This is a genomic window from Streptomyces sp. NBC_01276 (assembly GCF_041435355.1).
Classification (GTDB): Bacteria; Actinomycetota; Actinomycetes; order Streptomycetales; family Streptomycetaceae; genus Streptomyces.
In genome coordinates this window covers 6,958,497-6,981,522 of the sequence record NZ_CP108442.1, presented here as the reverse complement: position 1 = coordinate 6,981,522, position 23,026 = coordinate 6,958,497, and the positions used below count along the sequence as shown (strand labels likewise).

The 23,026-nt window shown below is 74.6% G+C and carries 22 protein-coding genes; 10 read left to right on the top strand and 12 right to left on the bottom strand.

Features of this window, described 5'->3' with window-relative positions; genetic code table 11:
• Positions 1–98: 98 nt before the first annotated feature.
• Positions 99–1,199, bottom strand: a complete 1,101-nt coding sequence (locus OG295_RS31480) for an NADH:flavin oxidoreductase/NADH oxidase (protein ID WP_371680001.1) — start codon at positions 1,197–1,199, stop codon at positions 99–101.
• A 205-nt stretch (positions 1,200–1,404) separates the two neighbouring features.
• Between OG295_RS31480 and OG295_RS31475 the strand changes: the two genes are divergently transcribed.
• The 3 genes from OG295_RS31475 (at position 1,405) to OG295_RS31465 (ending at position 4,252) form a co-directional block, all read left to right on the top strand.
• Entirely contained in the window at positions 1,405–2,493 is a 1,089-nt protein-coding gene (locus tag OG295_RS31475) for a WD40/YVTN/BNR-like repeat-containing protein (RefSeq protein ID WP_371680000.1), read from the top strand.
• A gap of 41 nt (positions 2,494–2,534) precedes the next feature.
• Positions 2,535–3,221 (top strand): uracil-DNA glycosylase, encoded by a 687-nt coding sequence (locus tag OG295_RS31470; RefSeq protein ID WP_371679999.1) that lies wholly within the window; start codon positions 2,535–2,537, stop codon positions 3,219–3,221.
• Positions 3,222–3,331: 110 nt separating this feature from the next.
• Entirely contained in the window at positions 3,332–4,252 is a 921-nt protein-coding gene (locus OG295_RS31465) for a sirohydrochlorin chelatase (protein ID WP_371679998.1), read from the top strand.
• Positions 4,253–4,350: 98 nt separating this feature from the next.
• Here the strand turns inward: OG295_RS31465 and OG295_RS31460 are convergent, their stop codons facing one another.
• From OG295_RS31460 to OG295_RS31440, 5 genes are all read right to left on the bottom strand, one after another.
• Entirely contained in the window at positions 4,351–5,418 is a 1,068-nt protein-coding gene (locus tag OG295_RS31460) for a lactonase family protein (protein ID WP_371679997.1), read from the bottom strand.
• Between the two features lie 55 nt (positions 5,419–5,473).
• A complete protein-coding gene (locus OG295_RS31455) occupies positions 5,474–6,613 on the bottom strand; it encodes a nitric oxide synthase oxygenase (RefSeq protein ID WP_371679995.1) in 1,140 nt (379 codons plus the stop codon).
• 235 nt (positions 6,614–6,848) lie between these two features.
• Entirely contained in the window at positions 6,849–7,403 is a 555-nt protein-coding gene (locus tag OG295_RS31450; RefSeq protein WP_371679994.1) for a GNAT family N-acetyltransferase, read from the bottom strand.
• Positions 7,400–8,899 (bottom strand): FUSC family protein, encoded by a 1,500-nt coding sequence (locus tag OG295_RS31445; protein ID WP_371681365.1) that lies wholly within the window; start codon positions 8,897–8,899, stop codon positions 7,400–7,402. The genes OG295_RS31450 and OG295_RS31445 overlap by 4 nt, the downstream gene beginning before the upstream one ends.
• A 364-nt stretch (positions 8,900–9,263) precedes the next feature.
• Positions 9,264–9,989: a VOC family protein gene (locus tag OG295_RS31440; RefSeq protein WP_371681364.1), complete on the bottom strand. Its 726-nt coding sequence runs from the start codon at positions 9,987–9,989 to the stop codon at positions 9,264–9,266.
• A gap of 389 nt (positions 9,990–10,378) precedes the next feature.
• Between OG295_RS31440 and OG295_RS31435 the strand changes: the two genes are divergently transcribed.
• The 4 genes from OG295_RS31435 (at position 10,379) to OG295_RS31420 (ending at position 12,594) form a co-directional block, all read left to right on the top strand.
• Positions 10,379–10,831 (top strand): DUF5133 domain-containing protein, encoded by a 453-nt coding sequence (locus OG295_RS31435; RefSeq protein WP_371679993.1) that lies wholly within the window; start codon positions 10,379–10,381, stop codon positions 10,829–10,831.
• A gap of 198 nt (positions 10,832–11,029) precedes the next feature.
• On the top strand, positions 11,030–11,254 hold the full coding sequence (locus OG295_RS31430) for a hypothetical protein (RefSeq protein WP_371679992.1): 225 nt from the start codon (positions 11,030–11,032) through the stop codon (positions 11,252–11,254).
• Positions 11,255–11,513: 259 nt separating this feature from the next.
• The gene (locus tag OG295_RS31425) at positions 11,514–12,056 is read left to right on the top strand and encodes a hypothetical protein (protein ID WP_371679991.1); all 543 of its coding nucleotides are present in this window, start codon (positions 11,514–11,516) and stop codon (positions 12,054–12,056) included.
• A 1-nt stretch (position 12,057) separates the two neighbouring features.
• Positions 12,058–12,594, top strand: a complete 537-nt coding sequence (locus tag OG295_RS31420) for a hypothetical protein (RefSeq protein WP_371679990.1) — start codon at positions 12,058–12,060, stop codon at positions 12,592–12,594.
• Between the two features lie 15 nt (positions 12,595–12,609).
• On the opposite strand, the gene OG295_RS31415 is transcribed toward OG295_RS31420, so the two are convergent.
• Together OG295_RS31415 and OG295_RS31410 are read right to left on the bottom strand one after the other, a co-directional pair.
• Positions 12,610–15,051: a SpoIIE family protein phosphatase gene (locus OG295_RS31415; RefSeq protein ID WP_371679989.1), complete on the bottom strand. Its 2,442-nt coding sequence runs from the start codon at positions 15,049–15,051 to the stop codon at positions 12,610–12,612.
• Between the two features lie 94 nt (positions 15,052–15,145).
• Positions 15,146–15,634 (bottom strand): flavin reductase family protein, encoded by a 489-nt coding sequence (locus OG295_RS31410; protein ID WP_371679988.1) that lies wholly within the window; start codon positions 15,632–15,634, stop codon positions 15,146–15,148.
• Between the two features lie 170 nt (positions 15,635–15,804).
• Here OG295_RS31410 and OG295_RS31405 point away from each other — a divergent pair, with 170 nt between their 5' ends.
• Complete coding sequence (locus OG295_RS31405; protein ID WP_371679987.1) at positions 15,805–16,176, top strand: hypothetical protein; 372 nt, start codon at positions 15,805–15,807, stop codon at positions 16,174–16,176.
• 73 nt (positions 16,177–16,249) lie between these two features.
• Positions 16,250–17,890: an FAD-dependent monooxygenase gene (locus tag OG295_RS31400; RefSeq protein ID WP_371679986.1), complete on the top strand. Its 1,641-nt coding sequence runs from the start codon at positions 16,250–16,252 to the stop codon at positions 17,888–17,890.
• 101 nt (positions 17,891–17,991) lie between these two features.
• On the opposite strand, the gene OG295_RS31395 is transcribed toward OG295_RS31400, so the two are convergent.
• From OG295_RS31395 to OG295_RS31380, 4 genes are all read right to left on the bottom strand, one after another.
• Positions 17,992–19,416 carry an MFS transporter gene (locus tag OG295_RS31395; RefSeq protein WP_371679985.1) on the bottom strand — a complete coding sequence of 475 codons (1,425 nt, stop codon included), beginning with the start codon at positions 19,414–19,416 and terminating at the stop codon, positions 17,992–17,994.
• Positions 19,417–19,432: 16 nt separating this feature from the next.
• Positions 19,433–19,855 (bottom strand): universal stress protein, encoded by a 423-nt coding sequence (locus OG295_RS31390; RefSeq protein ID WP_371679984.1) that lies wholly within the window; start codon positions 19,853–19,855, stop codon positions 19,433–19,435.
• Positions 19,856–19,864: 9 nt separating this feature from the next.
• Positions 19,865–21,376 carry an APC family permease gene (locus OG295_RS31385; RefSeq protein ID WP_371679983.1) on the bottom strand — a complete coding sequence of 504 codons (1,512 nt, stop codon included), beginning with the start codon at positions 21,374–21,376 and terminating at the stop codon, positions 19,865–19,867.
• 73 nt (positions 21,377–21,449) lie between these two features.
• Positions 21,450–22,043, bottom strand: a complete 594-nt coding sequence (locus OG295_RS31380; protein WP_371679982.1) for a histidine phosphatase family protein — start codon at positions 22,041–22,043, stop codon at positions 21,450–21,452.
• Positions 22,044–22,192: 149 nt separating this feature from the next.
• Between OG295_RS31380 and OG295_RS31375 the strand changes: the two genes are divergently transcribed.
• Positions 22,193–22,900 carry a YoaK family protein gene (locus tag OG295_RS31375; protein ID WP_371679981.1) on the top strand — a complete coding sequence of 236 codons (708 nt, stop codon included), beginning with the start codon at positions 22,193–22,195 and terminating at the stop codon, positions 22,898–22,900.
• The last annotated feature ends 126 nt before the right edge of the window (positions 22,901–23,026 follow it).

The window sequence follows — 23,026 nt, the reverse complement described above, 5'->3', positions numbered from 1 at the left end:
GCCTCCGCCGGGCGGCGGCGGACCCCATCGTACGAGAACCGTCGTAGGACGGGTGGGGGTGCGGCGCGGGCGTGGGGAACTCCCGCGCCGCACCCGGTTCACCAGGAGCGGTGGTACTGGGCGGGCATGCGCAGTTCCCCGCCGAGTTCGGCGGCCGCGCGGCGGGCCCAGTAGGGGTCGCGCAGCAGCTCGCGGCCGAGGAGGACGGCGTCCGCCTCTCCGTTGGCCAGGATCTTCTCGGCCTGTTCCGGCTCGGTGATCAGGCCGACGGCGGCCACGGGGAGCGCCGTCTCGTTCTTGACGCGGGCCGCGAAGGGCACCTGGTAGTCGGGGCCGACGGGGATCTTCGCGTGCGGGGCGAGGCCGCCCGTGGAGACGTCGAGCAGGTCCACCCCGTGCTCCAGGAGCAGGGCGGACAGCCGGACGGTGTCGTCGGCGGTCCAGCCGTCCCCGTCCAGCCAGTCGGTGGCGGAGATGCGGAAGAGCAGCGGCAGCTCCCCGGGCCACACCTCCCGTACGGCGTCGACGACTTCGAGGGCGAAGCGGGTGCGGTTCTCGAAGGAGCCGCCGTAGGAGTCGGTGCGCCGGTTGCTGTGCGGGGAGAGGAACTGTCCGATCAGGTAGCCGTGGGCGCCGTGGATCTCCAGCACCTGGTACCCGGCGGCCAGCGCGCGCCCGGCGGCGGCGGCGAACTGCTCGGTGATCTCGCGGATCTCCTCCACGGTGAGGGCCCGCGGCTCCGGGTCGCCGTCGCCGAACGGCACGGCGCTCGGCGCGACCGGCGTCCAGCCGTGCGCTTCGGGCCCGACGGGGCGGCCGCCCTTCCAGGGCCGCTCGGTGGACGCCTTGCGGCCGGCATGACCGATCTGGATACCGGGAACGGCGCCCTGGGACTTCACGAAGTCGGTGATCCGGCGCAGGGCCGCGACCTGGGTGTCGTTCCAGATGCCCAGGTCGTAGGGGCTGATCCGGCCCTCGGGAGAGACGGCCGTGGCCTCCTGGACGATCAGTCCGGTGCCGCCGGTGGCGCGGGCCGCGTAGTGCGTGAAGTGCCAGTCGTGGGCCACACCGGCGTCGGGACCGGAGGGCTCGGCGCTGTACTGGCACATCGGCGCCATCCAGACGCGGTTCGGCACGGTCACCGACCGCAGGGTGTAGGGCTGGAAAAGGGCGGCGAAGGCGGCGGGTGCAGCACTCATGGGGGCTCTCCAGATGTCACCGGACGCGCGCCGGGGGCCGGCGCTAAGTACGAGAAACACCGTACTACGAAATCCCTCGTAGTACGAGACTTCACGTACAAGCAGTGCGCCGGGGCGCCGCGCGCCGTCCGGCCGGTGCCGGCGGACGGGTGCAGACTGGCGGGAAAGCCACAGCGGTGGACGAGGGCGTCCGGAGGTGCCGGCCATGACCGACGTGCTGTTGCTCGCGGGAACGCGCAAGGGGCTGTTCATCGGCCGCCGCCGGGACGCCGGCCCCTGGGAGCTCGAAGGGCCCCTCTTCAACGCCCAGGCCGTGTCCGCCGTGGCCATCGACGGACGGGGGCCCGCGCCCCGGCTCCTGGCCGGCGGGGACAGCTCGCACTGGGGGCCGTCCGTCTTCACCTCCGACGACCTGGGAGCCACCTGGCAGGAGCCGGCCGCACCCGCCGTGAGGTTCCCCAAGGACACGGGCGCCTCCCTGGAGCGGATCTGGCAGCTGCACCCCGCGGGCCCCGAGGCCCCGGACGTGGTCTACGCCGGGACCGAGCCGGCCGCCCTGTTCCGCTCCACCGACCGCGGCGCCTCGTTCGAGCTGGTGCGGCCACTGTGGGAGCACCCGACCCGCTCCGCCTGGGTTCCGGGCGGCGGGGGCGAGGGCCTGCACACGGTGATCACCGACCCGGCCGATCCGGCGGCGGTGACGGTGGCCGTCTCCACCGCCGGGGTCTTCCGCACCCGCGACGGCGGGGCCCGCTGGCAGCCGTCCAACCACGGGGTCTCGGCGGTGTTCCTGCCCGACCAGCACCCCGAGTTCGGCCAGTGCGTCCACAAGATCGCCCGGGACGCCGGGACCTCCGGCCGGCTCTACCTCCAGAACCACTGGGGCGTGTACCGCAGCGACGACGCCGGCGCCGAGTGGACCGACATCGGCGCCGGACTGCCCTCCGACTTCGGCTTCGCCGTGGCCGCCCACCCCCACCGCCCCGACACCGCCTACGTCTTCCCGCTCAACGCCGACTCCGACCGGGTCCCGGCACAGCACCGGTGCCGGGTCTTCCGCACCGAGGACGCGGGAACCCACTGGGAGCCGCTCTCGAAAGGGCTGCCGTCCGGGGACCACTACGGCACGGTGCTGCGCGACGCCCTGTGCACCGACGACGCCGACCCGGCCGGCATCTACTTCGGCAACCGCAACGGCGAGCTGTACGCCAGCCACGACGACGGAGACAGCTGGCGGCAGCTGGCCGCCCACCTCCCCGACGTCCTGTGCGTCCGGGCCGCCGTACTGCACTGAACGGGACCGGCTGTCGGTGTGGGCCAGTAGAGTGATCACCCATGGCAGCAAGACCGTTGAACGAGATCGTCGAGCCGGGCTGGGCCCGGGCCCTGGAGCCGGTGGCGGGTCAGATCGCCGCGATGGGCGACTTCCTGCGCGGGGAGATCGCGGCCGGGAGGACGTACGTCCCCTCCGGCGCGAACGTCCTGCGCGCCTTCCAGCAGCCCTTCGACGAGGTGAAGGTGCTCATCGTCGGGCAGGACCCGTACCCCACCCCGGGGCACGCGATGGGCCTGTCCTTCTCCGTGGCGCCCGAGGTGAGCCCGTGGCCGCCCAGCCTGGACAACATCTTCCGCGAGCTGCACGCGGACCTCGGCACCGGCCGGCCGCTGAACGGCGACCTGACCCCGTGGACCCGGCAGGGCGTCCTGCTGCTGAACCGCGCGCTCACCACCGCCCCCCGCAAGACCGGCGGTCACCGCGGCAAGGGCTGGGAGGCGGTCACCGAGCAGGCGATCCGCGCTCTGGCGGCGCGCGGCAAGCCGCTGGTGTCCGTGCTGTGGGGGCGTGACGCCCGCAATCTCCGGCCGCTGCTGGGCGAGCTGCCCGCCGTGGAGTCGGTCCACCCCTCCCCGATGTCCGCGGCCAACGGCTTCTTCGGCTCCCGGCCCTTCAGCAAGACCAATGAGCTGCTGGTCCGCCAGGGTGCGGAGCCCGTCGACTGGCACCTTCCGGCGGTCAGTTGAACCTTATATGACATTGAGCTACGACATTCCACGGATAAATACGGACAGAAGCCGCCCGAAGAGGCCCTGCCCGAACACCTCGTTCCGATAAACCAGTAGCATGCGGCGCCATGAGCTCCCCCACTGGGCCCGCCAACGGCCTGCCCGTACGAATGCCGCGACCCCGCCAGACCGGGCGGCACCGCCGGCCCGAGCCCGCGGTGGCGCCCGAGGGCGCGCCCGCGCTGGTGCTCGCCGTGCCCGGTGCCCCCTCCGCCGCCTCGCGCGGTCTCGCGGAAGAGATCATCAGCATCGGCCGCTCCGAGCTGCCCGGCCTGGACGCCCGGATCGGGTACCTCGAAGGCGACGACGCCGAGGGGGCCGAGTTCCCCTCGCTCTCCGGCGTGCTGACCGCCGTCGCGAACGAGCGGACCGCGCGCGCCGAGTTCGCCCGCGCCGCCGGGCACGAAGTGCCCGCGCCGACCGGCCCCGACGCCGTGGTCGTGCCCCTGCTGGCCGGCCCCGACGGCGACCTGCTGCGCCGGGTCCGCCAGGCGCTGATGGACTCCTCCGCCGCCGCCGAGCTGGCCGACGTACTCGGTCCGCACCCGTTGCTCGCCGAGGGCCTGCACGTACGGCTCTCCGAGGCCGGCCTGGCCCGCGCCGACCGGGCCCGCCTGTTCACCGTGGCCACCGCGGCCGACGGCATCATCCTGGCCACCACCGGCGGCGAGGAGGCCGTCCAGGCCGCCGGGATCACCGGCATGCTGCTGGCCGCCCGCCTCGCGGTGCCCGTGATCGCCGCCGCCCTGGACCAGGAGGGCTCGGTGGCCGCCGTCGCCGCCGAGCTCCGCGGCTCCGGATCCGGCCAGCTGGCCCTGGCGCCCTACCTGATCGGCCCCGAGGCCGCCGAGGGGCTGCTGGACACCGCCGGCAAGGAGGCCGACTGCGCCGCCGCCGAGGTGCTCGGCGCCTACCCGGCGCTCGGCAAGCTCGCCGTCGCCCAGTACAGCGCCGCCCTCGGGATCACGCTGGGCGCCGCCGCGCACTGAGGTCCCGTACGACGCGGCGAGGGCCCGCCCCGGATCCGGGGCGGGCCCTCGCCGCGTCCGTGGACCGTCGCCGGGGCCCACGGCTCCGGCTCCGCGGGTCAGCCGAAGACCACGCAGGAGGCGGCCGGTACGGCGACGGAACCGGCGCGGCGCGGATGCCCGGTCAACGGGTCGATCTCGAACCAGGTGACGTCGCCGGAGCGCTCGTTGGCCGCGTAGAGCCGGCGCCCCGAAGGATCGGCCGCGAGATCGCGCGGCCAGTGGCCGCCACAGGCGACCGTGCCGGTGAGCTGCGGCTTTTCCGGGTCTCCGGCGAGCGAGAAGGTCACGAGGGTGTCGGCGCCGCGGACGGCGGCCCATACGAAGCGCCCGTCGGACGAGGCCACGATCGCGGAGGGGCAGGCCCGTGCGGCCCCCGAGGCGCCCGCTGAGGCGACCGGAACCTCGCCGACCGGTTCCAGGTGCCCGGAGAGCGCGTTCCAGCGGCAGACGGTCAGCTGCGGCTCCAGCTCGTGCAGTACGTAGACCACCTCCCCCGACGGGTGGAAGGCGAGGTGGCGCGGCCCGGTGCCGGCGCGCAGCACGGTCTCCCCGTGCACGCGCAGCGCGCCGGTGGCCGGGTCGAGCGCGCAGATCCGTACCGAGTCGGTGCCCAGGTCCACGCTGAGCACCCACCGGCCGGTGGGGTCGGGGAGCACCTGGTGGGCGTGGGGCGCCTCCTGCCGGTCGGCGTCGGGGCCGGTGCCCCGGTGGGTGAGGACGGAGGCGGGCCCGCGCAGGGCGCCGTCCGGGGTGAGGGCCAGGCTGCTGACGCTGCCCGAGCCGTAGTTGGCGGTGAGCAGCCGGCGCCCGGCCGGGGCGAGGTGGGTGGGTCCCGAGCCGCCGACGCGGACGGGCGCGCCCAGGGGTGCCAGCCCCCCGGCCACGGGGCGGAAGGCGGCCGCCGCGCCCTGTTCGCTCTCGCCGACCGCGTAGAGCACGCCGGTGCCGCGGTCGAGCGCGAGGTAGGAGGGGTCCGGCAGGGAGCCCTCGGCCGCCAGCGGGGTCAGCGCCCCGGTGGCCGGATCCACGGCCGCGGTGGTGATGCCGCGGCCGCCCCCCGAGGTGAACGAGCCGATGTAGGCCCGGTGTCCGCCGCTGTGGTCCGTACTGTCCGCGTCGTCCACGGGTGCCCCTTCTCCGCCGTTCCCGATCCGTACGCGCCGACCGTAACAGAAGGGTCTAGACCAAGTCCTCGCCTCTGGCGCGTTCCTGGGCACCGGCGTGGTGCACGTACGCGGTGGCGCTCGGCCGGTCCTCGTAGGTCCGGTGGAAGACCGGGGTCGCCGCACCGGAGATCGGCGGGACGATCCAGGACCAGTCCGCGCCCACCTCGCGCCCCTTGCGCTCCTCCCTCTCCAGGTGGGAGAGGAACCTCCGGGACTCGGTGTGGTGGTCGGCGATGGTGACCCCGGCCTCGTCGAAGGAGTGCAGCACGGCCCGGTTGAGTTCGACCAGAGCGCGGTCCTTCCACAGCGAGCGGTCGCTGGTGGTGGCCAGGCCGAGCCTGCGGGCCACGGCCGGCAGGAGGTTGTAGCGGTCGGTGTCGGCCAGGTTGCGGGCACCGATCTCGGTGCCCATGTACCAGCCGTTGAAGGGGGCGGCCGGATAGTGCACCCCGCCGATCTCCAGGCACATGTTGGAGATGGCGGGAACGGCGTGCCAGCGCAGGTCCCAGTCGCCCCAGTCGTCCTGCCCGTCCGGATGCCGGATCGGCACCTCCAGCACGGCGTCGGCGGGGGTGTCGAACCAGCGGGGCTTGTCGTCGACGCCCTGGACCACCAGCGGGAGGAGATCGAAGGGGGTGCCGGCCCCGCCCGCCCAGCCGTGCCGCAGGAGGGCCTCGGTGAGCGGGGCGTTGCGGGCGTCCCCGACGGTTATGGAGTGGTGGTCGCCGTAGCCGGCGTAGCGCACCAGCTGCTCGTTCCAGATCAGCGGGCCGGGGCGGTCCGGGGCGTCCGGGGCGAAGACCGTGATCGTGGGGCGGACCCGGCCGCCGTTGGTGGCCTCGCGCAGGTGCTCGAAGCACTCGTCGGCTATGTCCTCGGCCTCGGTGAGCGCGCGGCGGTCGCGCACGCGCAGCGAGTTCCAGTAGAGCCGGCCTATGCAGCGGTTGCTGTTGCGCCAGGCCACGCGGGCACCGTGGACCAGTTCCTGAGGGGTGTGCCGGTAGGTGCCGGTGTCCGCGAGCTCCCCCCGCACCTCGGCGAGGCGGGCCCGCGGATCGCCCGCCTCCGGATTCTCCCGGTGGAAGAGCCGGATGAACTCCTCGGCTTCTTCCCACACCTGCGCGGCGCTCGCGTACTGCTGGAGAATTTCCATTCCGACCGGTTACCCCCTGTCCGACCAGATCCACCCTGTACGTGCCGGATGAATGTGCAATGAACAATCACCCGTTGTACATGTCGCAGGTCAATGCCGTGAGCGGGGCGAGCGCGGAACACTCGTCCGAGTGGTCTTCGCCCGTTGTCGTGCGGTGAGGGCTCCAGCGGTCGTATTATCCGCCGCAGCCCGGGAGCCGGGCGGGCCGTGGGCCGGGGCGGCCGGCGGCCGGCCGTCAGTCGCAGGGACGGCTCATGAACAGGGCGCGCTCCCCCGCCGCGGGCGTGCCGTCGTAGAGGGCCGTGTCCAGGCCGCAGAGGGTGAAGCCCATGCGCCGGTAGGCGTGCACGGCGGGCGTGTTGACGCTGCTGACCTCCAGCCAGAGGTGCGCGGCACCCCGTTCGCGGGCGAAGCCGGCGGCGAGGTCCATGAGGGCCCGGCCGATCCCCCGGCCCCGGTGGCCGGGGGCGACCTCGATGTCCTCGACCGTGAGCCGCCGGTTCCAGGAGGCGTAGCCGACGGCCGCGAAACCGCACAGGACCCCGCCGTCCAGGGCGACGAAGGTCCGGGCGTCCTCCTCCGCGTCCCCGCCGCCGCCGTCCGGGAGGTCGACGCCGCCCTCTTCGGGCGGGAACACCTTGTGCAGCGGCGGATCGACGGGAACCTCCCGCACGGCGAAGCCGTCCTCGGAACGGGTCACCTCGAACACGGTGTCCGTGTGGAAGGACCCGTCGAGGGCCTCCATCGCCTTCCGGTCCCCGGGCCTGGCGGTGCGGTACTGGAGCGTCATGCCCCGACGGTAGCCAGCGGGGCGCGGGGGTCGGTGCGCAGGGGCGCGGCGAGGGCCGTCAGGGCCTCCTCCAGGCCGTGCAGGTGCGCCAGCGCGGGCTCCGCTGCGGCCGGACGGGGCGCGGTCCGCGGGGCGGCGGGCCCGGCGGTGCCCTGCGGGGCGGTGAGCGCCTCGACGGCCGCCTCCACGCGCCAGCAGGCGGCGGCGAGCCGCGCGTCGTGCGAGGCCTGCGGGTCGGCGGCGACGGCCACGAGCCCGCGCACCTCGCGGGCGCAGTCGTCGAGCAGCGCCAGCACCTGCCGGGCGCGGGCCTTGCGGGCGCGCAGCGGGCTCAGCGGGTGGACCAGCGGCGCGAGGGCCATCCGCACCCGGCCCAGCAGCAGCTCCAGCTCGGCGGCGTGGGGGGCCGGATCGGCGTCCGGATCGCCCGCGAGCCGGTCGAGGGAGGCGGCGGTGGACGCCCGTACGCAGTGCAGCGCGCGCTGGATCCAGGCGTCGTTGGCGGCGTGCGTGGTGACCGGGAGGACCAGGATCACGGCGAGCGACGCGCCCAGGGCGCCGACGGCCGTCTCCTGGAAGCGGAGCAGCAGCAGGCCGGGGTGCAGCACGCCGAGGAGCCCGTAGAGGAGGCCCGCCATGACGGTGACGAAGAACATCATCCAGGAGTACGAGGGCGCGGCCGTGTAGAAGATGCCGAAGACGCACACCGCGACGAGGGCGGCGGTGGGCGCGGGCGCTCCGTGCAGCGGTACGGCGATCAGCAGTCCGGCCGCGATGCCGATGACGGTGCCCAGCACCCGGCGGAAACCGCGGACCAGGGTCTCGCCGCGCGAGGCGGTGTTGACGAAGATCCACCAGGCGGTGCCGACGGCCCAGTACCAGCGGTCCTCGGACAGCGCCTGGCCGACGGCGAGCGCGAAGCCGCAGGCGGCGGTGGCCTGGAAGGCCTGCCGGGTGGTGGGCCGGGCCAGACCGGTGCCGGGCAGGCCCGGCGGGGCGGCCGGGGGCGGGGTGCGGCGCTCGATGGGCCACAGGACGAAGCGCGCGGCCCCCGCGGACAGGAGCGCCAGCCCGACGGCCGCGAACAGTTCCGGGAGCTGGGCGGGCACGGCGTGCAGGAACTGGGTGACGAAGAACATCATGAAGGCGAAGACGCCGAGGGCGTGGCCGCGCGGTCCCCAGCGGCGGGCGTACACCCCGGCGAAGACCACGGCGAGGAAGCCCGCGTCCCGGGCCTGCGGCATCCCGTGCAGGGTGGTGGCCAGCGCCAGGACCGGGAAACCGGCGGCGGGCAGCAGGGCGGTGGTCACCCGCTGGGCGCGCACGTCCGCGTCGAGGACGGTGAACAGCGCGAGCAGGGCGGCGAGTCCGCCGGTGATGGAGGCGGTCAGGGAGAGGCCCGCCAGTTCGGCCGCGACGACGGCGAGTCCCACGCCGACGACCGCGCGCAGTGAGTTCCTGAGTCTGGTGCGCCCCGGGTCCGGAGCCACGAACATTCTCTTCACGGCGGTGTGCCGCCCCCCTTGCGATGGAGCACGCCGGGCCGCCCGCCGCCCGGGGGTGGTGGGCGGTGTGGGGGCACGGCGAAGGCGCCACGGTCCGGACCGGCCTCGTTGCCGTCCGGCGCTGCGTGGCGCCGTAAGTACATGGATACGCCACAGATAACCATCCGGAGGCCCACTGGCTCAAGCGGGCCCCGTGCCACTGGGCCATTGGTACAGCCGCAGCGGCCGGAAATCGACCGGGATCCGGCCGGCGGACCAGGACGGCCCGAGGGCGGGTACGTTCGGCCGTACGGGGTGCGGCTCTGGCCACCGAGGCTGCGACGGGGGCCGCACTCCGGCGGGCCGCGCGGGGGCGTCAGGCGGTATTGGGGGCCACCGCCGTGAAGAGGGCTCCGTCGGGGTCGCGCAGGGTGACGGAGCGGCTGGTGCTCGTGGTGTGGACCGGGGAGGCGACGGTCCCGCCGAGGGCCGTCGCGCGCTCGACGGCGGCTTCGAGGTCGGGGACGTGGAAGTGGGTGTGCCAGCGGGGGCGTACGTGCGGGTCGGGGTCCTCCTCGACGGCGCCGCCGGTGATCCGGGCGACGGTGTCCCGGCCGTGCCGCAGGACCACGCGGTCGTGCTCGTAGGAGACGGTGCAGCAGCCGGGACTGTCGTCGGCCCAGTCGAGGACCTGGCCGTAGAAGATCGCGGCGGCGAAGGCGTCGCGGGTGCGCAGTTCGAGCCAGGCGGGGGCGGAGCCCCGTCCGACGCTCCAGTCGGGGATGACCCCGCCCTGCCAGAAGCCGAAGACGGCGCCGTCGGGGTCGGCCGCCAGCGCGGCGCGGCCTGTACCGAAGGGGAGCGGGCCGACGGCCACGGTCGCGCCGCGTTCGCGCACGCGCGCGGCGGTCACGTCGGCGTCGTCGACGGCGAAGTAGGGGGTCCAGCCCACGGGGAGACCGGGCGAGGGGGCCGGCGCGCCGATGCCCGCGACGGGCGTCCCGTTCCGGAAGGCGACCGAGAGGCCGTCCCCGGTGTCGCGGAACTCCCACCCCATCACGGCGGCGTAGAACTCCTGGGCCGCCGGAAGGTCCCGGGTCATCAGGCTGACCCAGCAGGGCACGCCCGCGAGCTCATGGCTGGATGTCGACACCGGTCCCACGTCTCCTCTGCCGCGCGGCGTACGGAACCGGCCCACCGTAGCCCTGCCGGACCGTACGGACGGTGAGGCTCGGCAGCACCCGCCCGATCGGACGCAGCGCGCCGTACGACGGCCGGGGCGGCGGGGAACGCCGCCCGGGGGGAGCCGGGGCGACGTGTGGGTGCCGACCGGTTTCAAGGCGGGCATACCTTTCATACGTGCGGACATGTGCGCGCTCGGCCTTGGGTTGAAGGGATCATCCGGTGGCGTTTCCTCACATTCCTCAGATCGGCGGACGCGAAGCCTCCGCCCCGTGCGCAACCGCGTGGGCGGTGGGCGTGGTGATGGTGGTGACTCCCTGTCCGGCACGGGAGGCGCACCGCGTACTGGCCGCCGCGGCCGCGGCGGCGCACATCGGCGTCGAGGGGCTGGCGGCGGCGATGGCCGCCGCGGCGTGGGGGGTGAAGGCTCCCAAGGGAGTGGAGCGGGCCCTGCGGCGGGCCGTCGAGGCGGCCAGGACGGCGGGGGCCGAGGGGGCGGGGACCGTTCCGGCCCGGCCGCTGGTGCCCAGCCGGGAGCGGACGCAGGAGGCCCTCGGCCGCTTCCGGGGATGCCGGGCGTGGCTGTGGGCCGACCCGGCGGACGCGGGTGCCCGCCGGGCGATGGACGACGCCACGTACACGCTGTGCGTGCTGATGGGCCGCCCCACGGCGCACGAGGCCCTCCGCGCCGCGGAACTCCGCCTCGCGGACGGCGCCCACCACGCTCCGCGGGGAATGGACGGGACCGGCCTCGCCGTCTGACCCCCGGACCGGGGGGCCGGACGGCGGAGCGGGGCCTCCGGACCGGGACGCCCCGGACCGGCGTCAAACCTCCCGCGTGACGGATTCCCCCGGTCGGCCGAAGTCCGGTGGCCGCTCGGCCGATCGGGGGCTCTCATGGGACAGCGGGCGGTTTTCCGCCCACCCACGCAAGCGCGGAAAGGCGTCCTCATGTACGAAATGCGCGCTGAATCCCCGGACGGCCGAGGTGAGCTCCTGTGGCACGTCCTCGCCAAGGAACCCTCCTCCGGCACCCTCTGCGGCCGACACGCCCCGCCACCGCCCGCCGTCCCCGCCATATCCGTCGAGACGACCGGCGAACGCTACTGCGCTCCCTGCATGACGGCCTTCCGCTCCGCGGTGCAGGCCCATGGCGACAAGGCCCTGAGCCCCGAAGCCGCGTAGCCGGCCTGCCCGGCGCGTCCGCCGCAGCCGTCGAGCCCCCACGGGCCCGGACACCGGAGGTCCCCGGTGTCCGGGCCCCCTGCGTGCGCCGTCCCCGGCGAGACGCCCCGACGGGGGCTCCCGACGGCACCTTCCCGCCGCCTTCCGGCCCGTCCCGGTTGCCCCTCCCGGGTTTGCCGGGCGGCAACGCGGGCAGCCGAACCATCACACGCACGTGGGGCACGCACCCTGCGCGGGGGCCCCGGATCGGAGGCCGGAGATGTCCACGAGCACGTTGACAGTGGTGATCGTCGTCGCGGCGGTCCTGGTGATCGCGGTGACCGCGACGATGTGGGTGCTGGCCCGACGGCGGCACCTGCGCGACCGGTTCGGGCCGGAGTACGAACGCACCGTCGAGGAGAAGGGTGGCGCGCTGGCCGCCGAACGCGACCTGCACGCCCGCGAGCAACGCCACGACCGGCTCGACATCAGGGAGTTGCCCGCCGAGCGGCGCCGTGAGTACACCGACTCGTGGGGCAGTGTCCAGGAGCACTTCGTGGACCGCCCCGAGGGTTCGGTCGCCGAGGCCGACGCGCTGGTCTCCCGGCTGATGCGCGAGCGCGGCTACCCCACGGAGGGGTACGACGGACAGCTGCGCGACCTGTCGGTGGAGCACGGACGCACCCTCGACCACTACCGCGCCGCGCACGACGTCAAGGTGCGCAGCGGGACGGACGGGGCGACGACGGAGGAGCTGCGCGGGGCGATGGTGCACTACCGCGCCCTGTTCGACGACCTCCTGACGGACCAGAGGAGTCGATGACATGCACACGAACGAAGGCAAGCAGATCCGGGCTCCCGAACCGGGAGCGCTGACGACCGAGGACCTGGCCCGTCCGGAGACGGGCGCGGAAACGGAGGAGCGGAAGGCAGCCGTCTACCCGGGCGAGGCCACGTCGGTGGGACCGGACGGGGCGGACGGGAAGGACAGGGCGGACGGGCCGGCGGGCACCGGCGGGACGGACGGGGCCGAGGCGGGTGACGCGGTGGAAGGGACCGCCGCCGAGGAGGCCCACGAGCCCGGCACCGCCGACGAGCCGCTGCTCTCCCCCGCGGACGCGGACGCCTACCGCACGTCGTGGAGCGAGATCCAGGGCCGCTTCGTCGACGACCCGAAGGAGGCCGTCGAATCGGCGGACAACCTGGTGGCGGAGGTCATGCGGACCCTGGCGAGCAGCTTCTCCACGCACAAGCGGGAGCTGGAGGGGCAGTGGGACCGCGGCGAGCGGGTGCCGACCGAGGACCTGCGCCTGGCGCTGCAGCGCTACCGCTCCTTCTTCAACCGCCTGCTCAAGACCTGACCCCCGGCAGCCCGTTCAGGCGTCGTCGGGGACGTGGAGGTGCAGTACGCACATGTCGTCGCGGTGGGGCGGCCGCAGGGCGGCGAGGGTCCGGGCCAGGGTTTCGCCCCGGCCCTCGCGCACGAGGCGCAGGGCGGTGTCGGCGAGCCGGGCGAGGCCGGTTTCGATGTCCTCCCCCGGATCCTCCACGAGGCCGTCGGTGTACAGCAGCAGGTGGTCCCCGGGCAGCAGATCGGTCACGGACTGCCCGTACTCGGACCCGAAGGCGGCGCCGAGGAGGACGCCCCTGGGCTGCGGGAGGAAGCCCGCCTCGTCGCCGCGGATCAGCAGGGGCGGCAGATGCCCGGCCCGCACCCAGGTCAGGCGCCCGTCCGAGGGCCGGTAGCGGCCCATCACCATGGTGGCGGTGGCGCCCCCGGACGGGTCGGCGGCGGTGTGGAGCAGCAGCCGGTTGAGCCTGGCCAGGACGTCGGGCAGCGCCGACCCCGTGACGGTCATTCCCTTGGCGGTGAACCGCAGCTGGGCCATGGTGCCGACGGCGGGCAGCCCGTGGCCGGCCACGTCCCCGACGACGAACAGGGCGCTGCGGTCGGGGAGTTCGATGGCGCTGTACCAGTCCCCGCCGACGTTGATGCCGCTGTCGGCGGGCGCGTAGGCGACATCGACGCAGAGACCGGCGAGTTCCAGGGACTGTTCGGGGATCGGCAGCAGGGTGTTCTGGAGGCTGGCGGCGAGCGCGCGCTCCGCCTCGAACCTGCCGCGTTGGACGAGGACGTCGCGTTCGCTCTCGACCAGGGCGCGTTCGGCGTCCTGCCGGGCCGTGACGTCCTGGAGGAGTCCGTGGACCTCGACCGGGTGACCGTGGGCGTCCGCCTGTGCCTCGGCGACCATCCGGACGTGGCGCACGCCGTGGGCGGTGGTGATGCGGAAGACCTCGTCCACGGGCTCCCCCCGGCCCAGCAGCCGGGCGAGGGCCGCGCTCACCGCGGGCCGGTCCGCGGTCGGCAGGTGCCGGGACAGGTCCTCCAGCCGTACGGGGCCCAGGGCGGGGTCGCGGTCGAAGATCGCGTAGACCTGGTCGGACCAGACGGCGGTGCCCGTCACCGGGTTCCAGCCGGCCCAGCCGAGGTTGCCCAGCCGCTGCATGTCCGCCAGGCGCCGGACTTCCCGCTCGTCGACGTCGTGGCGGACCCAGGACACGACCAGCCGCTCGCCCAGCGCGGTCGCCCGGACCGAGTACACGGACCGCTTCTGCACCCCGGCGAGCACCTCCTCGTAGGTGAACGGTTCTCCCTCGTAGGGACTCCCCGTCGTCAGCACGTCCAGGTAGCCGTCCCACACGGCGGTGCCCGCCACGGTGGGATACGTCTCCAGGACGCGCAGGCCCACGAGTTCCCGGCCCCGGCGTCCGGCCACGTCGACCGAGCCGGGGGCGGCCGCGTCGATCCGGTAGTCCTCCACTTCGCCGGAGGCCCCGCGCAGGGGGGTGAGCAGGACGGCGGGCCCGGACAGGGCGTCCAGGATCCGCTGGACGGCGTCCGTGTCGGCAGGGGCCCCGGCGGGCTCCGCCGTGCCGTCGGCCGCGGCGGGGCCGGAGTGCCCGAACGCGCGGAGCGGGCCGCCGCAGAGCCGTACGGCACGCCGCAGCAGGTCCCTGGTGGACGGGTCGAAGGGCCCCGGTCCGGTCAGCAGGAAGCCGATGACGGCTCCGGGCGCACCGTCTCGGGACACGGGCAGCCAGGCGCGCGCGGGCCAGCGGTCCGGTGGGCCTATCAGCAGGTGGCTCCGGGCGTCGCGGACAGGATCCTGCAGCCACACCGGCTCGCCCGTGGTGAGGGCCTGGAGGGCCGCGAGCCCTCCGATCGGCGGGAGGTGGCGCCATTGACCGGCCACCGCGTCGCCCACGCCGGCGTGGCCCACCAGCTCCAGGGCGCCGCCGGGGTCCGTCACGTAGATCATCACCCCGTCCAGGTCCGGGACCTCCGCCGGGGCCAGCTCCCCGCGGAGCAGCTCGGCGACGTCGTCGCCGGTGCGCGCGCCCACCAGCCCTTCGGCCAGCCGGGCCAGGAGCGTGGCGGCGGCTGCCGGGCCGGGGGCTGCGCGGTCACGGCGGGACGACGTGGCCGGCGTCGGCACGGGCACCGGCGCGGGCCGATCCGGCGGGGACGGCGGGGACGGCGGCGGGGAGTCCGCGCCCGCCCGTGCCAGGGTGATCCAGCACTCTTCCAGGACGCTCCGGCCGCGCAGCGCGGCATGCTCGACGAGCCGCTCGTGGGCGGCCTCGGCGGAGATCCCCAGCCTGCCCATGAGCACGCCTTCGGCCCGCTCCACGACCACCGCGGTCGCGATGGCGCCCTTCAGGTCCACGACCTCCGAGCGCAGCCTGGCGACGGTCCTGGCCAGTGCGAGGACCTCGGGTGCCGTGCCGCTGCCGACGGACGCAGCATCGCTGTCCATGCGACGAGCATGGCACGTGTGGCGCCCCGGTGGAGAGGCCCGCCGGTCAGGCGGGGTGACCGGGACGGGGTCAGGCGGGGTGACCGAACCGTGGTCAGGCGGGGTGACCGGGACGCAGGTCACGGACGTCCCGGTAGCGCAGCACCGGGGGCGGCGCACCCTGCCCAGGCGGGCACTCCTCGACGGGCGACAGGACGAAGCCCACGTGGTCCCCGCCCCCGACGCACCGCTCGACACGGCCGGTGAACCAGGGGCGCACCTCGGTCAGCACCGGGCTTCCCTCCCGTCCCGGCCGCCAGCCGGTCCGGACGAACTTGTCCTCCCGGTCCCCCGTCCGCCCGCCGAAGAGCTCCGCCGGTGCCCGTTGGTCCCGCGACAGCAGGTGCACGGTCAGGTACGCCGCCCCGCGCGCGACCCGGTACGTGTGGTTCGCCGTGGACAGCCAGACGACGAAGCGCGGCGGGGCGATGGAGCACTGGGAGGCGAAGCCGACCAGGCAGCCCGCCCTCGCGCCGTCGGCCGCGGCCGTGACCACGTACATCGGGCCGTCCAGCGCGTCGGTGAAGGCATCCAGCCCCGTCACGGCGCCACCCCTCGGTCGGCGGTTTCGCCCCTGGTCCGCGGCTACCCGGCGCGGCTCCCGGCAACCGGGCCGGAGGCGCTCGCGGTCCCGCGGCCCGCCCCCGCCGGGCCGCGATCGCCCCCGGGGCCCGTGCGAGGTGTACCGGGCTCCGCCGCGGGCAGCCGCCGGGTATGAGCTTCGAGCATCCGGCGGAGAGGCACGGCGACGGGCGGATCGGCCGTTTCGGGAAGATGGCCGAGCTCGCCTCCAATTTCACGAGCTCGGCGGCGTTCTCCGCCGTGTGCCTGGTGCTGGTCGGCGGATTCGTGGCGGTGCACCTCGCGGGCCTGCCGCTGAGCTGGCAGCTGTTCGCCGGGGACACGATGGCGGCCGTGTCGCTGCTGCTGCTGGCCCTGCTGAAGAACGCCGAACGCCGCGCCGAACACGCGATCCAGCAGAAGCTCGACGCGATCGCCGCCGCGCTGCTGGAGCAGCAGCGCGGCGAGCCGGGTCGGGCGGCCCGCCGGCTCCGGGAGGCCATCCGCACACAGGACGAGGTCTGAACGCGACCCGGACTCCAGGAGGCCGGACGCCGCCCCGGTCGCCGGGGGCCGCAGCTGCGGCGACCATGAGAGGGTGCACGGCGCACCGGTGGACGTTCTGGTCGCGGGCGCGGGCCCGGTGGGGCTGACCGCGGCGATCGAGTTGCGCCGGCGCGGGGTCGGCTGCCGGCTCGTGGACCGGCTGCCGGAGCGGATGCCGTACGCGAAGGCGGTGGGCATCCAGCCGCGCACGCTGGAACTGTGGGACCGGATGGGGCTGGTGCGGACCGTGCTGGACGCCGCGATCCCGATGCGCGGACAGCTGGTGTACGTCGACGGCCGCGAGCAGGACCGGCTGGAGTTGGCGCTGCCGGCCGACGTCCCCTTCGGTTTCGCCGCGCTGCCGCAGAACGAGACCGAGCGGATCCTGGAGGAGTTCCTCGCCCGTTTCGACACCCGCATCGAGCGGCGCACCGAACTGGTCTCCTTCGCGCAGGACGCCGACGGGGTGACCTGCCGGCTCGTCGGACCGGACGGCGAGGAGGAGGTGCGCACCCGGTTCCTGGTGGGGTGCGACGGGGCCCACAGCACGGTCCGCAAGGGGCTCGGACTCACCTTCGAGGGCGCGGCGTTCCCCGAGGAGTACATGCTGGCCGACGTGGTGGTGGACTGGGACCTGCCCCACGCGTACGGGGTCCGGTCCCTGCACCACGATGCCGGCGGCGCCCTGGACGACCTGCTGGTGTGCATTCCGCTGCCGGGTCCGGGCCGGTACCGGGCGTCGATGCTGGTGCCGCCGGAGCTGTCCTCCCCGTCGGTCGGCGAGGACGGGGTGGCTCACGGTCTGGAGGGCGGCCGGGCTCCCGGGCTGTCCCACGTGCAGGCGGTCCTGGACCGTCTCTCGCCGCAGCCGGTGACCGCCTCCGGCCTGCGCTGGTCCTCGATCTTCCGGATCAGCCACCGGATCGTCGACCGGTACGGGGACGGGCGGGTCTTCGTCGCCGGGGACGCGGCGCACATCCACCCGCCGACCGGCGCGCAGGGCATGAACACCGGTATCCAGGACGCCTGGAACCTGGCCTGGAAGCTGGCCCTGGCCGTCGACGGGGCCGCGCACCCGCGGTTGACGGCCAGTTACGACGCCGAGCGCCGGCCGGTCGGCGAGGAGGTCGTCGGGCGGACCGTTCGGCACGCCGGCCAGGGCGTGCGGGCCGGTGGCGAGGACCTGACCACCGTACTGATGCGCGAGGCGCAGCTGCTCGTCAGCTACCCGGACAGCCCGCTCGTGCGCCCGCCGGATCCGGACGGCGCCGGCCCCGGACCGCGCCCCGGCGATCGCGCCCCCGACTGCGCCGGGCTGATCGGGCGCATCGAGAGCGGGCCCTTGCGCCTGTACGAGCTGTTGCGCGGCAGCGAGCACGTGCTGCTGGTCTGCGCCGACGGCCCGCAGGCCCCTTGCGTCCCCGGACTCGCCGCACTGACCGGCGGGTTGCCCGCGGGACGGCTCACGGCGTACGCGGTCCTCACCGAGGGCGGGACCGCGCCCGCCTGGGCCCCGATGCCGGTGTACCTCGACGGGCTCGGCGAGTTCCGCCGGGTCTACGGGGTCCGGGAGCCGACCGCCTTCGTGGTCCGGCCGGACGGCCACCTCGGGGCCCGGCTGTGCCCGCCGACGGCCGGGGAGCTGTCGGCGTACCTGTCGGGGGTGTTCGGAAGCCGAGCCACCGGGGGCTGAGCTTCCGGGGCCGGGCCGTCCGGGCCGTGTCAGCGGGGCCGGGCCACCCGGGCCGTGTCACCGGAGCCGTGTCACCGGAGCCGTGTCACCCGGTGGCGGTCCTAGGAACTCTCCGGGACCACGGCCGGGGCCGCAACCCGGCGGACGACGGCGGCCATCCCGGCTGCGCCCAGCACGGCCAGCAGGGCGGCCGCGCGCAGGACGGTCTCGATGGCGGGGCCGTCCGAGGCGGCCCCCGCGACGGAGCCGCTGATCACCTCCAGGACGGTGGAGGCGACGGCCACCGCGACGGCCCCCAGCAGGACGAGGGAGGTCAGCACGAGCCCGGAGGCGGCCGCGAGGCGACCGGGCGGGACGTAGGACTGGGTGGCGACGTTGGTCAGTGCCCAGGCGAGCCCGACGCCGACGCCGACCACCGCGAACACGGCCGTGTAGACGACGAGCGAGGTGACCAGCGTCAGGACGAACAGGCTGACTCCGCTCAGCAGCATCCCGGCGGCCATCAGCCGCTCGGGGCGCACGCGCAGGGCGAGGTGGCCGGACCAGTAGCTGGCGGCTCCGGCGCCGACGGACAGGGCCAGGAAGATCAGCCCGGAGTCCAGGGGCGAGAGCCCGCGCGCCTGCTGGAGGTAGAGGGCCGAGAACACGGCGACGAGGCAGTACACGACGTTGGACAGGGATCCGGCGAGGGTGACGGCGACGAAGGGGCCGTTGTGCAGGAGTTCCAGGTCCAGCAGGGGCTGCGGACTGCGCCGCTCGACCAGGACGAACACGGCCAGCAGGACCGCACCGCCCACGAGGCAGCACAGGGTCGCCGGGGAGCCCCACCCCCAGTGCGCGCCCTGGTCCACGCCGGTCATCAGGGCCGTCAGGCCGCCCGCGAGCGTCACCACGCCGGGCAGGTCCAGGCCGCGTCCGGCCTCCTCGTCCCGCGTCTCGGGAACGAAGCGCAGCAGGAGCAGGGCCGCGGCGAGGGCGAAGGGCACGTTGAGCAGGAACACGGCGCGCCAGCTGACGTGTTCGGCGAAGGCCCCGCCGACGAAGGGTCCCAGGGCGGTGCCGATGGCACTGAAGGCGAGGACGGTGCCGACGGCGCGGCCCTGCCGTTCGTCGCGGAAGTACGCGGTGACCACGGCGACGGACACGGGAAGGATCAGTGCGGCGGTGCACCCCTGCACGAAGCGTCCTGCGGTGAGCCAGGCGGTGTTCTGCGCGGCGGCGCACACCACCGAGACGAGGGCGAAGCCGGTGAGCCCGCAGACGAGTACCCGCCGCCTGCCGAAGAGGTCGGCGGACCGGCCGCCGGTGACCATCAGGGCGCCGAGGGTGAGCATGTAGCCGCTGACCAGCCATTGGAGGTTGGTGGTGGGGGTGTCGAACTCGCGCCCGATGACGGGGAGCATCAGGTTGAGGGCGAACCAGTCCATCTGGACCAGCAGCATCGAGATCGCGGCGGCCGCGATCACCGCCCGGTCCCGGCCGTGGAAGAGCCCGCGCCTCCCGCTCGCCCCCGCCGGCTTCGCCATCGCGCCCTCCCCCGGCCTACGCTTCGTCCGCCGTCGGCACGCAGAGCACCGGGACGGGCGAGAGGTGCAGCAGCTTGTGCGGGGTGGAGCCGAGGAGGGCGCCGCGGATCGGGCTGTCGCCCCAGGTGCCGACGATGATGACCCGGGCGTCGTGGCGTGCGGCGGCGTCCAGCAGCGCCTGGGCGGGCTTGTCGTCGACCACCTCGACGGTGGAGGGGACCCCGGCCTCGTCGGCGGCCTCGACGGCCCGCGCCAGGGCGCTGCGGCCGGCCTGGAGGAGGGCCTCGCGGTGGGCCCGGTACTCCTCGCCGGTGGCTCCGGGCGCGGCGGCTCCGTAGACGAGGACCAGCGGTTCCCCGAAGGCGGTGGCGACCTCCAGCGCGACGCGCAGGGCACGTTCGGCGCCGGGGGACTCGTCGTAACCCAGGACCACGGACATCCGGCCTCCTCAGGACTTCCTGCCGCGTACGAGGGCCGGGTCGACCACGCCCCGGCGCTCCTGCCAGAACCGGCCGTCGCGGATCCGCCAGAAGCACATGAGGAGGAAGCCGGCGACGGCGATCCCGATGCCGATGACGAGGGGCGGGCCGAGGCCGAACCAGGAGACCCCGCCCGCGGAGTTCGCCGGGTTCGACATGTCTCCCACGGACTCCACCAGCAGCCAGGTCAGCAGGCCCGCGCCGACCAGCGGGCCGAGGCCGATGAGGAGGAAGTTGTGCGCGTTCTCCAGCAGGTGGCGGCGGTAGTAGACGGCGCAGGCCACACCGGTGAGGCCGTAGTAGAAGGCGATGAGCAGGGAGAGCGCGGTGAGGGAGTCGAGGAGGGCGTTCTCGCTGATCTGGTTGACGGCGAGGTACCAGACGATGGCGATGGCGGCCACCCACCAGGTGCTCACGTCGGGGGTGCGGAAGCGGGGGTGGATGTGCGCGAGGTGCGGTGGGAGGGCGTGCCGGCGGGCCATCGACAGGGCGGTCCGGGAGGCGGGGATGATCGTCGTCTGGGTGGAGGCGAGGGCGGAGGTGCAGACGGCGAGGAGCACCATCCAGTCCCAGCCGCCCATCACCTCGTGCGCGAGGACGGCGAAGACGGCCTCTTCCTCGCCGGCGTTCTGGGCGAGGAACTGCGTACCGGCGTAGGCGACGACGGCGTAGCCGACGGACAGGTAGGTCACCAGGAGGACGATGGTGGACCAGATGCCCGCCTTGCCGGGCGCGGTGGCGGAGTCCTCGACCTCCTCGGTGAGGTTCACGGCCGACTCCCAGCCCCAGTAGATGAAGACACCGAGCAGCAGCCCCGCGGTGAGCGCGGTGCCGCCGGCGCCGAATGGGTTGAGCCAGCTCAGGGAGGGCGGGGTGCCGCCGAGGGTGCTGGTGCCGGCGTAGACGCGGTAGAGGGCGACCACGGCGAACGCGAGCAGGAAGAAGACCTGGGCGAGGATCAGGACGTCCTGGAGCCGGGCGGACATCTCGGTGCCGATGACGCAGATGGCGGTCATCGCGAGGATCACCAGGACGCTCAGGCCCTGCCGGACCAGCTGGTTCGCGGCGAGGCCGTCGAGCCCGGCGGCGAGCAGGCCGAAGTGGACGGCGACGTCCGCGAGGGAGCCGATGACGAGTACGCCGGTCATGGTGATGGCCCAGCCGCCGAGCCAGCCCGCCCAGGGGCCCATGGCGCGGGTCACCCAGGAGAAGGTCGTGCCGCAGTCCTGGTCGACCTTGTTGAGGTAGTAGAAGGCGGCGGCGATCAGCAGCATCGGGACGAAGGACGCGAGCATCACGCCCGGCGCGTAGACCCCCACCAGGGCCACGATCGGTCCGATGACGGCGGCCAGGGAGTAGGCCGGCGAGGTGGAGTTCAGACCGATGACGAGGGCGTCGAGGAAGCCGATGGCGTTGGCCTTCAGGCTCGCGTCGGCGTCGGGGAGGGTGCTGCCCGGTGCGCCGTGGTCGCCGTCGTCCATGTACGCATCGTCACGCACCCGGCCCGGCCGCGCGAGGCGGACGGGCCGGGCCGGGGACGCGCGGTGCCGCGGTTCAGGGGCGGGTGTTCCACCCGGCCACGACCGGAAGTCCGTGTTCCGTGGACAGCACGCTGACCGTGCCGGTGCGCAGCAGGAAGAGCCGGCCGTCCTGCGGGGAGAGACCGAGGTAGCGGGCTGTCAGGACGCGCAGGAAGTGTCCGTGGGCGACGAGCACCACGTCGCCCCGGTCCTCGGTCAGCACCGTGCCGGCCCGCGCCAGCACCCGGTCCGCGCGGGCGCCGACCTGGGCGGCGCTCTCCCCGGGGTGGTGGGCGTCGCCCTGCGGGACCCCGTCGGTCCACAGCGACCAGTGGGGCACGGTGCGTTGGATCTCGGCGGTGGTGACGCCCTCGTAGCCGCCGTAGTCCCATTCGTGGAGGTCCGGGTCGGGGACCCCGTCGTGGAGCCCGGCGAGCCGGGCGGTGGCCACGGCCCGGCTCAGCGGGCTGGTCAGCACCAGGGCGGGTTGCCGGTCGCGGAAGAAGGGCGCCAGCGAGATGGCCTCCTCGACCCCGCGCGCGGTCAGCGGCACGTCGGTGAGGCCCGTGTGCCGCCCGTTGGCGCTCCAGGCCGTCTCCCCGTGACGCACCAGCAGAAGATCACTCATGCTCCGGACCCTAGGGCATCTCCGCGAAGTCCCCGACCCGCTCCCGCATGTCGTCTTCTGTCGGGGCGGGGGCCGTGCCACCGTCGGGCGTCATGGACGTGAACCCCCGCCGGCCCCTCCCGCGTGCCGCCCGGGCCGGGGGCTGAGGGGTGGACGCGCGGGCGCTGCGGCCCTCCCTGACGGCGCTCATGCTCGCTCTGACCGCGGTCACCGGACTGATCGAGGCGGTGAGCCTGCTCGCCCTGGGACCGGTGTTCACGGCGATGCAGACCGGCAACGTCCTCTTTCTGGCCTTCGGGGCGGCCCATCAGGGGAACCTGCCCTCGCTGCCGGCGGCCGTCTCTCTGGTGGCCTTCGCGCTGGGCGCGGTGTGCGGGGCGCGGATGGAGTCGGCCGCGGAGGGCCGGGGCTGGCGCTGGATGTGCCTGGGGCTGTACGCCGAGACGGCGCTGATCGTCGCCGCGGCCGTCGCCGGGTGGCGGGTGACCCCGCGGTTCGGCGATCCGGGGGCGCCGCACCTGGTGGAGGCCGGGCTGCTGTCGGTGGCCATGGGCATCCGGAACGTGACGAGCATGCGGGTGAACGTGCCCGGTGTGCCGACCACGCTGGTGACCCGGTCCATGACCGGCCTGATGGCCGGCTCGGCGCTGGGGCGCGACAGTGCCTTCGGATACGGGAGCGGGGCCTGGGCGCGGCGGGGACTGGCGGTACTGGCCATGTTCTCGGGCGGACTGGCGGGGGCGCTGCTGGTGCGGGCCGGATGGAGCGTGGGCGAGGTGCTGCTCCCGGCGGCGGTGGTGGTGGCGGGGGTGACGGTGGTGCACCGGTCCTTGTTGCCGCTGCTGCACACCCGGTAGCCCGGCGACCGCGCCCCTGCGGCCGTGCGCGCACCGTCGGCCCCTGCGGCCCGTTCGCGCCCCTGCCGTCATTCGCTGCGAAAACGCTGCAACTTTCCTCCGTCCCCGGTGGTGGCGACGCTCGTG